At 73.3% G+C, this 12456-nt stretch carries 12 protein-coding genes; 9 read left to right on the forward strand and 3 right to left on the reverse strand.

The genetic code is table 11. From position 1 onward, the window contains the following. The first annotated feature begins 29 nt into the window (after window positions 1–29). From BMX97_RS06405 to BMX97_RS06415, 3 genes are read left to right on the forward strand one after another with little or no spacing between them, the layout of a single operon-like run. On the forward strand, window positions 30–539 hold the full coding sequence (locus BMX97_RS06405) for a (2Fe-2S)-binding protein (protein WP_091746839.1): 510 nt from the start codon (window positions 30–32) through the stop codon (window positions 537–539). Continuing rightward, window positions 536–1591: an FAD binding domain-containing protein gene (locus tag BMX97_RS06410; protein WP_091746842.1), complete on the forward strand. Its 1056-nt coding sequence runs from the start codon at window positions 536–538 to the stop codon at window positions 1589–1591. The genes BMX97_RS06405 and BMX97_RS06410 overlap by 4 nt, the downstream gene beginning before the upstream one ends. After that, window positions 1584–3821 carry a xanthine dehydrogenase family protein molybdopterin-binding subunit gene (locus tag BMX97_RS06415; RefSeq protein WP_091746845.1) on the forward strand — a complete coding sequence of 746 codons (2238 nt, stop codon included), beginning with the start codon at window positions 1584–1586 and terminating at the stop codon, window positions 3819–3821. The genes BMX97_RS06410 and BMX97_RS06415 overlap by 8 nt, the downstream gene beginning before the upstream one ends. Before the next feature lie 93 nt (window positions 3822–3914). Here BMX97_RS06415 and BMX97_RS06420 read toward each other — a convergent pair whose 3' ends face one another. Next, the gene (locus tag BMX97_RS06420; RefSeq protein WP_091746848.1) at window positions 3915–5123 is read right to left on the reverse strand and encodes a Zn-dependent hydrolase; all 1209 of its coding nucleotides are present in this window, start codon (window positions 5121–5123) and stop codon (window positions 3915–3917) included. A gap of 234 nt (window positions 5124–5357) precedes the next feature. Here BMX97_RS06420 and BMX97_RS31945 point away from each other — a divergent pair, with 234 nt between their 5' ends. Then, entirely contained in the window at window positions 5358–5816 is a 459-nt protein-coding gene (locus tag BMX97_RS31945; protein WP_143074564.1) for a hypothetical protein, read from the forward strand. Window positions 5817–6040: 224 nt separating this feature from the next. Here BMX97_RS31945 and BMX97_RS06435 read toward each other — a convergent pair whose 3' ends face one another. Both BMX97_RS06435 and BMX97_RS06440 read right to left on the reverse strand, forming a co-directional pair. Further along, a complete protein-coding gene (locus tag BMX97_RS06435) occupies window positions 6041–6274 on the reverse strand; it encodes a DUF2171 domain-containing protein (protein ID WP_091746858.1) in 234 nt (77 codons plus the stop codon). 96 nt (window positions 6275–6370) lie between these two features. Next, entirely contained in the window at window positions 6371–7954 is a 1584-nt protein-coding gene (locus BMX97_RS06440; protein ID WP_091746861.1) for an aldehyde dehydrogenase (NADP(+)), read from the reverse strand. 233 nt (window positions 7955–8187) lie between these two features. Between BMX97_RS06440 and BMX97_RS06445 the strand changes: the two genes are divergently transcribed. From BMX97_RS06445 to BMX97_RS06465, 5 genes are all read left to right on the forward strand, one after another. Further along, entirely contained in the window at window positions 8188–9495 is a 1308-nt protein-coding gene (locus BMX97_RS06445) for a nickel pincer cofactor biosynthesis protein LarC (RefSeq protein WP_091746864.1), read from the forward strand. Beyond that, window positions 9492–10316: an ATP-dependent sacrificial sulfur transferase LarE gene (locus BMX97_RS06450; protein ID WP_091746867.1), complete on the forward strand. Its 825-nt coding sequence runs from the start codon at window positions 9492–9494 to the stop codon at window positions 10314–10316. The genes BMX97_RS06445 and BMX97_RS06450 overlap by 4 nt, the downstream gene beginning before the upstream one ends. Beyond that, window positions 10313–10990: a nickel pincer cofactor biosynthesis protein LarB gene (larB, locus tag BMX97_RS06455; RefSeq protein ID WP_091746870.1), complete on the forward strand. Its 678-nt coding sequence runs from the start codon at window positions 10313–10315 to the stop codon at window positions 10988–10990. Before BMX97_RS06450 ends, larB begins: the two co-directional genes overlap by 4 nt. Before the next feature lie 22 nt (window positions 10991–11012). Beyond that, a complete protein-coding gene (locus BMX97_RS06460; RefSeq protein ID WP_091746873.1) occupies window positions 11013–12128 on the forward strand; it encodes an aldo/keto reductase in 1116 nt (371 codons plus the stop codon). Between the two features lie 95 nt (window positions 12129–12223). Beyond that, window positions 12224–12433 carry a hypothetical protein gene (locus BMX97_RS06465; protein WP_091746876.1) on the forward strand — a complete coding sequence of 70 codons (210 nt, stop codon included), beginning with the start codon at window positions 12224–12226 and terminating at the stop codon, window positions 12431–12433. Window positions 12434–12456 lie beyond the last annotated feature (23 nt).

A 12456-nucleotide genomic window follows, 5' to 3' on the forward strand; every position in this document is an offset into this window, starting at 1 on the left:
TGGAGCCCGTCTAGCCTGGAGGCCGACGCATGAGCTTCGACATCGTCCTGACGGTGAACGGCACGCGGCGCACGATCCCGATCCCCGACCCGCGCGTCACCCTGCTCGACCTGCTGCGCGAGGGCCTGCATCTCACTGGCGCCAAGAAGGGCTGCGACCGCGGCCAGTGCGGCGCCTGCACGGTGCTGGTCGACGGCCGGCGGATCAATTCCTGCCTGGCGCTGGCGGTCAGCCTCGACGGGGCCGACATCCTGACCATCGAGGGACTGGCCGAGGGCGACCGCCTGCACCCGGTGCAGGAGGCCTTCATCGCCCATGACGGGTTCCAGTGCGGCTTCTGCACCCCGGGCCAGATCATGAGCGCGGTCGGGCTGATCCGCGAGGCCCAGGCCGGCGACGACCCCGAGCGGGTGCGCGAGGCGATGAGCGGCAACCTGTGCCGCTGCGGCGCCTATGCGGGCATCACCGAGGCGGTGCTGGAGGCCCAGCAGGCCCTGAGCCAGAACGCCCCCACCACCCGGCAGGGAGAGGCGGCATGATCCCGTTCGAGTACGTCCGCGCCACCGACGTGGCCGGGGCGGTCGCGGCCGGGGCCGCGCCCGGTGCGGCCTATCTCGCCGCCGGCACCAACCTCCTCGACCTGATGAAGGGCGGCGTTGCCCGTCCGACCCGCCTCGTCGACATCACCCGGCTGCCCGGCCTCGCCGCCGTGGAGCGGCGGGACGACGGCGGCTTGCGCATCGGCGCGCTCGCCCGCAACAGCGACCTCGCGCACGATCCCGCCTTCGCCGAGGCCTATCCCGCGGTGGCCGAGGCCCTGCTCTCCGGCGCCTCGGCGCAGCTGCGCAACGCCGCGACGGCAGCCGGCAACGTGATGCAGCGCACCCGCTGCGCCTACTTCACCGACCCGGGCAGCGCCTGCAACAAGCGCCGGCCCGGCAGCGGCTGCGACGCCATCGGCGGCGAGACCCGGCTCCACGCGGTCCTCGGCTGGAGCGAGGCCTGCATCGCCACCCACCCGTCGGATTTCTGCGTGCCCCTCGTCGCCCTCGACGCGGGCGTCGAGATCGCCGGGCCCGCCGGCACCCGCCTGGTGCCGCTCGAATCCTTCCACCGCCTGCCCGGCACCACGCCGGAGCGCGAGACGGTGCTGGAGCCCGGCGAGCTGATCACCGCGCTCGTCCTGCCGCCGGAGGCCGCCGCCTTCGCCGGCCACAGCCGCTACCTCAAGGTCCGCGACCGCACCTCCTACGCCTTCGCGGTGGTCTCGGCGGCGGCGGCCCTGCGGCTCGAGGACGGCCGCATCGCCGAGGCGCGGCTGGCCCTCGGCGGCGTCGCCCTCAAGCCCTGGCGGTCCAGGGACGCGGAAGGCCTGCTTACCGGCCGCGCGCCCGACGCGGCCGCCTTCCGGGAGGCGGCGGACGCCGCGCTGGCCGGGGCAAGACCCTCCGGCGACAACGCCTTCAAGATCGAACTCGCCCGCCGCCTCGCGGTGCGGGCGCTGACCGCCGCCGCCGCCGGCACGCCCGCGCGCCTGCCCGCGCTGCCGGGTTCCGTCCTCGCCCCCGCCCCGGAGGCCGCGCATGTCTGAGACCGCTCTTCGCCCGATCCGCCACGGCTCGAATCTCGGCCAGCCCCTCACCCGCCGGGACGGCATCCTGAAGGTGACGGGCGCGGCTCCCTACGCCGCCGACCGCCACCCGCCCGGGATGCTCCACGCCGTGATGGCGGTGAGCCGCATCGCCCGCGGCCGGGTCACCCGCCTCGACGTCGCGGCGGCGCAGGGCCATCCCGGCGTCGTCGCCGTGATGACGCCGCAGAACAAGCCGGCGCTGGCCCAGCACCCCGACGAGAAGCACGACGGCTTCACCTTCCGGCTCGACCTCCTCCAGGACGACCGGGTGCGCTATGCCAACCAGCCGGTCGCGGTGGTGATCGCCGAGACCCTGGAGGCCGCCACCGAGGGCGCCGCCCTGCTCGATCCGGCCTACGAGGTCGAGACGCCCGCGGTCGGCCTCGACGGGGCGGAGCCCTACACGCCGGAGGCGATCGGCGTCGGCGACCCGGCCGACATGGAGACCGGCGACGTCGCGGCCGGCCTTGTCGCGGCGGCGCGCACCGTCGCGGCGACCTACGAGACGCCCGCCCAGTACCACAACGCGATGGAGCCCCACGCCGTCGTCGCCACCTGGGACGGCGACCGGCTCGACCTCGACATGCCCTCGCAGGGGCTGGCGATGGCGCAAGCGCGCATCGCCGGCCTGTTCGGCATCCCGCCCGCGAACATCCACATCCGCAGCCCGTTCCTCGGCGGCGGCTTCGGCTCGAAGGGGATGATCGCCGGCCCCCAGGTGCTCGGCATCATGGCGGCCCGCCTCGTCGGCCGGCCGGTGAAGCTCGTGATGAGCCGCCCCCAGATGTTCGGCCCGGTCGGCCACCGCGCCCCGACCCGCCAGACCCTGCGCCTCGGCGCGGCGGAGGATGGGGCACTGACCGCCCTCGATCACGAGACACTCACGGCGACGAGCACCTTCGACGACTTCGTCGAGCCGAGCGGCGGCGTCTCGCACACGCTCTACGCCGCCCCGGCGCTCGCCACCCGCCACCGGGCCGTGCGGCTCGATACCGGCACGCCGCTCTTCATGCGCGCGCCCGGCGAGGCTTCGGGCAGCGCGGCGCTGGAGGCCGCGATCGACGAGATGGCCGAGGCCTGCGGCATGGACCCGCTGGACTTCCGCCTGCGCAACTACGCCGAGACCGAGCCGGCCTCCGGCAAGCCCTTTTCCTCGAAGGCGCTGCGGGCGTGCTACGCCCAGGGCGCGGCGGCGTTCGGATGGAGCGAGCGCCCGCTGGCGCCGCGGCAGATGCGCAATGCCGACGGGCTGCTGGTCGGCTGGGGGGTGGGTACCGCCACCTTCCCGGCGCTGATGTTCCAGGCCGAGGCGCGGGCGGTGCTAAGGGCCACCGGCGCGGCCTCGGTGGCGATCGGCGCCATCGACATGGGGCAGGGGGCCTGGACCGCGCTCGCCCAGATCGCCGCGGAAGAGCTCGGCCTTCCCATCGACGCGATCGACTTCCGCATCGGCTCCTCGGACCTCCCGAACGGCGGCATCGCCGGCGGCTCGGCCCACACCGCCACCGCCGGTACGGCGATCAAGGCGGCGGCAACGGATGCGATCGCGCAGCTGACGGCGCTCGCGACGCAGGACCAGCGCTCGCCCCTCTACGGCGCCGGCAATGCCGGGGTGATCGCCCGCGCCGGCCGCCTGGTGCGGCGCGACGACGAGACCCGGTCCGAGAGCTTCGCCGACATCCTGACCCGGGCCGGCAAGGACGCCGTGGAAGGCAAGGGCGCGGCCGGGCCCGACGCGGCGCGGGAGCACTACGCCATGCACGCCCACGGCGCGGTCTTCGCCGAGGTGACGGTCGACCCCGATCTCGGCCAGATCCGGGCGACGCGCCTCGTCGGCGCCTTCGCGGCCGGGCGGATCATCAACCCGCGGCTGGTGCGCAGCCAGTATTACGGCGGGATGATCTGGGGCGTCTCCTTCGCCCTGCACGAGCAGGCGGTGATGGACCCCCGCACCGGCCGGCCGATGAACGCCAACTTCGCCGAGTACCACGTGCCGGTGAACGCCGACGTGCCCTCGCTCGAGGCGATCCTGGTCGAGGAGGAGGATCCCCACGTCAACCCGCTCGGCATCAAGGGGGTGGGCGAGATCGGCGTGACGGGGAGTGCCGGGGCGATCGTCAACGCGATCTGGCACGCGACCGGCAAGCGGGTGAGGACGCTGCCGGTGACGCTGGACAAGCTGCTGTAGGGCCTCGTTCGGCGGAGCGGGGTCCGGTTCGTCGAAAGAAGACGCGATCGGGCGCCGCTCCGGGGAACCGGCGGCGTCCGGCTGCGGCGGCGTTTACGCGCTGGCGGCCAGCACCCGCTCGGCCGCCGCTCCCAGCACCCGCACGCCGAGCGCCAGGTCCTCCTCCCGGGTGTCCTCGCTCCAGTGATGGCTGATGCCGCCGATCGAGGGCACGAACAGCATCGCGGCGGGCATCACCTTGGCGACGTTCTGGGCGTCGTGGCCGGCCCCCGAAGGCATCGCCTGCCAGCCCCCCGGGCACAGGACCTCGGCCGCGTCCGAGAGCGCGTCCATCAGTCCGGGATCGCACAGGGCCGGGCTGTTGCGGGAGATCTCCTCCAGGGTCGCCGTGCAGCGCTCGCGCCGGTTGCTCTTGCGGATCAGCGCCCGCAGCGTCGCCTCCATCCGTTCCAGCACCGGCACGGACACGTCGCGGAACTGGAAGAGAATCTCGGCCCGGCCCGGGATGATGCTCGGGGCGCCGGGATCGAGGGTGATGCGCCCGGTGGTCCAGGTGCTGCGCTCGCCGCAGATCCGTGGAAACGCCTCGTCGATGGCCGAGAGCAGGCGCACGGCGGTGAGCCCCGCGTCGCGCCGCTCCGCCATCGTGGTGCCGCCGGCATGGTCCTGCGCGCCCTCGATCACGATCCGGAACTGCCAGATCGCCACGATGCCGGTGACGACGCCGAGGCGCTGGCCCGCCGCTTCGAGCTGGGTGCCCTGCTCGATGTGCATCTCGAGGAAGCCGCGGTAGCGCCCGGCCTCCAGCTGCATCCGCGGCAACCCGGCGAGGCCGGCCGCCTGCAGCGCCTCGCGCAGGGGCGTGCCGTCGGTGCTGTTGCGGCTTTCGTCGATCGCCGCCTCGGTGACCTCGCCGATGGCGGAGCGGCTGCCGAGGAAGCCGATGTCGAAATGCCCCTCCTCGTCGGCGAAGGCGCAGACGTCGACCGGCAGCCCGGCCCGGGCGAGCGCGATCCCCGCCACGACGCCGAGCGCCCCGTCGAGCCAGCCGGCCTCGTTCTGGCTCTCGATGTGGCTGCCGACGAGGAGATGCGGCCCCGCGCCGGGATGGCGCCCGAGCACGGTGCCGACCCCGTCGATGGTGGGGGCGAGCCCGCATTCCTCCAGCCGTCGCATCAGCCAGCGCCGGGATTCCATGTCCTGCGGCGAGTAGGTCGGACGGTGCACGCCGGTGCGGAAGCGGCCGATCGCCCGCAAAGCGTGGAGGTCCTCGAGAAAGGCCCGGGTGTCGATCTCCGCCATGGTCCTCGTCGTCCTCGCCGGGGCTCGCGCCGCGCCGAAGGGAACGACGCGGCGCGGGATGGGGCACGATCCGTACCACGGGAGTGTTCAAGATATAACAAACTGGGATCTGACCTGCCCGCCTCGCGTGCCTGCAGGCTGGATGAACGGGCCGGAGCGGTGCGGTTCAGCCGCCCGCCGCCACGACCGGGGCGGGGCGATCATTCGGGGTACGCACAGGAAGGTACTTTCAGGATGAGCAAGCCATTCGGTCTGGCGGCGGCCGCCCTCGTGCTCGCCGCCCTCTCGATCGCACCGGCCTCGGCGCACGGCCGTCACCACGACCGCCATCATGGCCGTCACCCTCATGGCTATCACCCTCATGGGCATCATCATGGGCACGAGGACCGGCATGGGCGTCACGGCTGGGGCGGATGGCACGGGGATCGATACGGGGGCGGTCCGCGGATCTACGTCGACCGGCGTCCCGTCGTCGTGCGGGGTGGGGGCCGGCCCGTCTTCGTCGACCGGCGCCCGATCTATGATCGGCGCCCGATCCTGGTCGACAGCGGGCCGCGCCGCGTCGTGGCGGCGGGAGGCTACCCGGTCTACGTGCCCCGCCCCGGCGACGGCTGCTCGACCCGGCAGCGGGTCGGCCTGACGGAGTGGGGGATGCGCAAGGTCGTGACTACCCGGACCTGCATCGTTCCGTAAAAGTCCCGCCGCATGAATCGAGGCGGAACCAAGGCTCGACCGCACGGACCTTGGTACCGGGCCCTGATCCGGAACCGCGCGACCGCGGACCGGATTTATCCCCGGCAACGCGGCGGCGACGCCACCGCGCGGCTCTCGCCCTCCCGGGCGTTTCCTCCCTGGACTTCGGGCCGCCCGACGAGGGCGGCCTTTTTTCGTCGGCGAGGATCGCTCGGGCGCCGCCCTCAGGCCGTCGCCCACTCGTCCTTGGCCTCGGCGGTGGTGCGGTTGAGGCGCACCTGCCCATCCTCGACGCTGGCGATGGAATCGACGTGGATGAAGTGGTGGTGGCCGCCGGCCTCCGGATCGGTCTTCGTCAGCTTGATCCGCTGCCCGTCGAGATGATCGATCGTGCCGACATGGCCGCCGTCGGAGCCGACGACGGGCATGTGCTCCTTGATGCCGCTGGTCTCGATCATCGCGTGCTCCCGTGCTGGTGCGGCGATCAACGAGGATACAGGGGGTGAGTTCCAAGCGCTCCGGGAGGCCCTGCGGACCCCCGAAGCGGGGTGGGATCAGGCCCCCGGCGCCACGACCTTGCCGTCCTCGCGGCGCCACAGCTTGAGCGGGTTGCCGGTGCGCAGGGCCGCCGGCAACAGGGCCTCGGGCATGTCCTGGTAGCTCACCGGGCGCAGGAAGCGGTGGATCGCCAGGCTGCCGACCGAGGTGGTGCGCCCGTCCGAGGTCGCCGGATACGGCCCGCCATGCACCATGGCGTGGCCGACCTCGACGCCGGTGCCGAAGCCGTTGACCAGGATGCGCCCGACCCGGCGCTCCAGCACCGGCAGGAGCGCGCGAGCCGCCTCGAAGTCGGCCTCGTCGAGATGCACGGCAGCGGTCAGCTGGCCCTCCAGCCGCTCCAGCACCGCGCGGATCGTCGCGAGGTCGGGGCAGTGCACGACGAGCGAGGCGGCGCCGAAGACCTCCTCGGCGAGGTTGTGGTCGGCGAGGAAGGCTTGCGCGGTCGTGGCGAAGAGCGCCGCCTGGCCCTGGTTCGTGCCGCCGGCGAGCCCGCGCGCCAGGGTGGTGACGGCGGGGTTGGCCTCGAGCGCCGCGACGCCGGCGCAATAGGCCTTGTGGATGCCGGGCGTCAGCATCGTGGCGGCCTGGATCTCGGCCAGGGCGGCGGAGGCCGCGTCCAGGAAGCCGTCGAGGCCCGGGCCCTCGACCGCCAGGATCAGGCCCGGATTGGTGCAGAACTGGCCCGAGCCGAGGGTGAGCGAGCCGGCGAAGGCGCGGCCGATGTCGCGGCCGCGGGCCTCCAGCGCTGCCGGCAGCAGGACGACCGGGTTGATGCTGCTCATCTCGGCATAGACCGGGATCGGGACGGGGCGGGCGGCGGCAGCTTGCATCAGCGCCAGGCCGCCGCGGCGCGAGCCGGTGAAGCCCACCGCCGCGATGCGCGGATCGGCCACCAGCGCCTGGCCGACCGAGATGCCGGCATCGAGCAGCAGCGAGAACACGCCCTCGGGCAGGCCGCATTGCTTCACCGCCGCCTGCACGGCGCGGCCGACGAGTTCGGAGGTCCCGGGATGGGCCGGGTGGGCCTTGGCCACCACCGGGCAGCCGGCGGCGAGCGCGGACGCCGTGTCGCCGCCCGCCACCGAGAAGGCGAGGGGGAAGTTCGAGGCGCCGAACACCGCGACCGGGCCGACGGCGATCTGGCGCAGGCGCAGGTCGGGGCGCGGCAAGGGCTTGCGCTCGGGTTGCGCCGGGTCGACCCGGGCCTCCAGGAAGCCGCCGTCGCGCACGACCCCGGCGAACATCTTGAGCTGGCCGACGGTGCGGCCGCGCTCGCCCTCCAGCCGGGCGCGGGGCAGGCCGCTCTCGGCCATGCAGCGCACGATCAGCTCGTCGCCGAGGGCGAGGATCGCCTCGGCCACCGCTTCCAGGAAGCGGGCACGGTCCTCCAGCGCGGTCTCGCGGTAGGGGTCGAAGGCCTCGGCCGCGAGGGCGCAGGCCCGGTCCACGTCGGCCGGCGTCGCCGCCGCGAAGGCCGGCTCCAGGCTGTTTCCGGTGGCGGCCTCGACCGCCCGGAAGGTCTCGCCCTCGCCGCGGCGGGTGGCGCCGCCGATCAGGTTCTCTCCGGTGATCCGCATGGGGTCGCGTCCTCTCCTGTGATGCGCGACCGCCCGGGCGGTCGGCCCGGGCGGTCGGCATCGTGTCGTTGGTGGGGCTTATGCCCCGGGGCGTGGGGAGGATCCACCGGGGCGGGGCGCGAAAGTCCGGGCCGTCCCCGCTGCGACCGTCTGTCCGGGGCGCTTGCCGTGACGCCCCGCGGACCGATCTGCCCACGACCGGCGTCAGGTCCGAGGCCGGGACGAAGGACCCGATGCAGATTCATCTCGACGCCGTCGGGGGCGTGGCCGGCGACATGGTCGCGGCGGCGCTCCTCGACGCCTTTCCGGAGCACGAGGCGGGCGTGCGCGAGAGCGTGGCGCGGGCGAGCCGCGGCCGCACCGCCTGCACGCTCCTCGCCCATGGCGACGGCGTGCTCCAGGGCCGCCGCTTCGCCGTCACCGGCCCCGAGGGCGAGGCGCCCGACCGCCCGGCGGACGACCGCGGCCATCACCACCACGATCACCATCATCACGGCGACCACGCCGCCCATCACCACCACGATCATGACCGTCACCACCATCACGGCGGCGGCCACGCGCACCGGCACTGGTCCGCGATCCGCCGCGACCTGGAGGCGAGCGGGCTGCCGCCCGCGATGCTCGCCCACACGCTGGCGATCTTCGGGCATCTCGCCGAGGCCGAGGCGCGGGTGCACGGCATCCCGGTCGCGGACGTGGCGTTCCACGAGGTCGGCGCCTGGGATTCGATCGCCGACATCGTGGCGGCGGCGCACCTGATCGATGCGATCGGTGCCACCCGCTGGTCGGTCTCGGCCCTGCCCCTCGGCTCGGGGCGGGTGATGACCCAGCACGGGCCGCTGCCGGTCCCGGCGCCCGCGACCGCCTTGCTGCTCGAAGGCTTCCTCACCCTCGACGACGGCGTGCCGGGCGAGCGGGTGACGCCGACCGGCGCGGCGATCCTGCGCCATCTCTGCGGCGACCAGCCCAAGAAGAGCGGGCCGCGCCGGCTCCTGCGCAGCGGCCTCGGCTTCGGCACCAGGGTGATGCCGGGCCTGAGCAACGTGCTGCGGGTGCTGGCCTTCGAGGAGCAGGGCGAGACCGGCTCTCCCGGTCACCGTGAGCTCGGCATCATCGAGTTCGAGGTCGACGACCAGTCGGCCGAGGACCTCGCCATGGGGCTCGACCGGCTGCGGGCGCACGACAAGATCTTCGACGTCGTGCAGATGCCGGTCTTCGGCAAGAAGGGCCGGATGATGACCCATGTCCGGGCGCTCGCCCGGGCCGACGCGATCGAGGAGGCGATCGAGGCCTGCTTTCGCGAGACCACCACGATCGGGCTGCGCCACCACACCGTCTCGGGGGCGGCGCTGACGCGGCGCCTCGACACCGTCGAGGTCGCCGGCCGGCCGGTCCGGGTGAAGAGCGTCGCACGGCCGGGCGGGCGGACCGCCAAGGCGGAATCCGACGACGCCCTGGCGACCGAGGGCCACGCCGCCCGCCAGGCCCTGCGCCGCGAGGCCGAGCGCCTGGCCCTCGCACTGCCGGAGGAGCAGCGATGAGCGCCCCCCTCGACTCCGTCCTCGCCGGGCTCGGGCCGGTCGCCGTCGCGGTGAGCGGCGGGGTCGACAGCCTGACGCTGGCGACGATCGCGCATCGCACCAGCCTTGAGCCGCCCTTGATGGTGCACGCCGTCTCCCCGGCCGTGCCCGGCGAGGCGACCGCGCGGGTGCGGGCGGAGGCCGCCCGCGAGGGCTGGAACTTGCGGGTGATCGAGGCCGGCGAGTTCGCCGATCCGGCCTACCGCGAGAATCCGGTCAACCGCTGCTTCTTCTGCAAGACCAACCTCTACGGGGCGATCCGGCAGGTGACCGGGCGCCAGATCGTGTCCGGCGCCAATCTCGACGACCTCGGCGAGTACCGCCCGGGCCTCGACGCCGCCCGCGAGCACGGGGTGCGCCACCCCTTCGTCGAGGCGGGGTTCAGCAAGGCGATGGTGCGGGGGCTCGCCCGCGACCTGGGCCTCGGCGCGGTGGCGGAACTGCCCTCGGCGCCCTGCCTGTCGAGCCGGGTGGAGACCGGCATCCGGATCGAGCCCGAGACCCTGGCTTTCATCCACGCCGTCGAGCGGCTGGTCGGCGAGGATTTGACGGCGACGGGTGCCCAGAGCGGTCCCAGGAGCGCGGTGCGCTGCCGGGTGCGGGCCGCCGGTATCGTGGTCGAGCTCGATCCCCACAGCCTCGCCGGCCTGCCGGATACGAGGCGGGTCGATCTCGGCCGCCGCATCGCGGCGTGCGCGCCGGCCCGGCTCGCCGACGCGCCGGTCTCCTTCGCGCCCTACCGCACCGGCAGCGCCTTCTTGACGGGGGGGGCGGCCCAATGAGCCTGTCCGACGAATTCACCCTCGACTTCGCCCGACCCGAGCGCATCGGCCTCGAGGAGGCGGTGTTCGCCGCCGGCAAGTCGCCGGCGCAGATCGACGCCATCCTGGCGGCGGCCGACGAGCGGGGCGCGCGCTTCCTCGTCACCCGCCTCGACCCGGAGCGCTTCGCGGCCCTCCGGTACAGGGACCGGCTCGATTACTGCGCGGTCTCGCGCACGGCGTTCTTCGGCGCGGCGCGTCCGGTCGAGGGGCCCGCCCGCATCGCCATCGTGGCGGCCGGCACCTCGGACGTGCCGGTGGCCCGCGAGGCCGAGCGGACGCTGGCCTATCAGGGCCACGCCACCACGCTGATCGCCGATGTCGGCGTCGCCGGCCTGTGGCGGCTGACCCGGCGGGTCGAGGAGATCCGGGCCCATCCGATCGTCATCTGCGCCGCCGGCATGGATGCGGCGCTCCCCAGCGTGCTCGGCGGCCTCGTCGCCGGCGCGGTGATCGCGGTGCCGACCTCGGTCGGCTACGGCGTCGCGCAGGGCGGGCGCGCCGCCCTCGACGCGGTGCTGGCGAGCTGCGCGCCCGGCATCGCGGTCGTCAACATCGACAACGGCTACGGCGCGGCCTGCGCGGCGCTCCGCCTGCTCCACGCGGCAAACCGCCTGACGGAGTCGTCCCGATGAATCCCGCTCAAGGAGAATCGCCATGGAACGTCGCAGCTTCCTGCAGGGTGCGGCCCTCGGAGCCGGTCTCGCGGTCTCCGGCTCCGCGGGGGCGGCCGTGAACGCCCCGCCCGCCCCGCTGCCCAACACGCGGCCCAACGACCCCGCCGACCTGCCGTTCGTCACCGATCCCGGCGAGCGCCGGGGCGAGATGCTCTACCGGCCCTTCGGCCGCACGGGCGAGAAGATCTCGGCGATCGGCATGGGCGGCTTCCACCTCGGCAAGTCCGCGGTGACCGATGCCGAGGCGACGCGGCTGATCCACGAGGGTGTCGACCGCGGCATCACCTTCATGGACAATTGCTGGGACTACAACGAGGGCCGCTCGGAGGAGCGGATGGGCATCGCCCTCGAGCAGGACGGCTATCGCAACAAGGTCTTCCTGATGTCCAAGATGGACGGGCGGACCAAGCAGGAGGCCATGAAGCAGATCGACCAGTCGCTGCGCCGCCTGCGCACCGACCGGATCGACCTCGTCCAGCACCACGAGATCCTGCGCTACGACGATCCCGACCGGGTCTTCGCCGAAGGCGGCGCCATGGAGGCGTTCCAGGAAGCCAAGAAGGCCGGCAAGCTGCGCTATATCGGCTTCACCGGCCACAAGGACCCGCGCATCCACCTGCAGATGCTCGAAGTGGCGGCCGAGCGCGGCTTCCACTTCGATTCGGTGCAGATGCCGCTCAACGTGATGGACGCGCATTTCCGCAGCTTCGGCCACCTCGTGCTGCCCTACCTCGTCCAGAACGGCATCGCGGCGCTCGCCATGAAGACCTTCGGCGACGGGGTGATCCTGAAGAGCGACGCGCCGATCAAGCCGATCGAGTACCTGCACTTCTCGCTCAACCTGCAGACTTCGGTGGTCATCACCGGCATCCAGAACCAGCGCGACCTCGACCAGGCCTTCGAGGCGGTGAAGACCTTCACGCCGATGGACAAGGCGACGGTGGCGGAACTGCTCACCCGCAGCCGCCCCTACGCGCTGGAGGGCAAGTACGAGCTGTTCAAGACGAGCGCCACTTTCGACGGCACCGCCAAGAACGCCGCCTGGCTCGGCGAGGACGTGCCGGGGGTGAAGAAGCTGGCGCCCACCATGGAGTGAGGGCGGCGTTTTAAGACACAACCATGACGGCTGCCGGCGCGTTGACCCTACGTCTTCCCGCCGGCACGACCCAGTCGTCAAGGATGGCCGCCCCCATGAACGAACCGTCGACCCCGCACCGCAACCCGTCCGCCGAACTCCACACGATGAACGAGCGGCTGGCCGCCTGGGCCGCCTGCGCCACCGAGGACAGCCCGGCGCTGATCGAGCGCTTCGAGGCGATGGGCTACGCGGTGCGCGGCAAGACCCGCGAGGAGGTGGAGGCGGTGTTGCGCTGCCCGCCGGAGCGGGCGGTACGGGGGTGAACGAGGATTGTCTTCGCGCTCGC

It is taken from the genome of Methylobacterium sp. ap11 (assembly GCF_900110515.1).
Classification (GTDB): domain Bacteria; phylum Pseudomonadota; class Alphaproteobacteria; order Rhizobiales; family Beijerinckiaceae; genus Methylobacterium; species Methylobacterium ajmalii.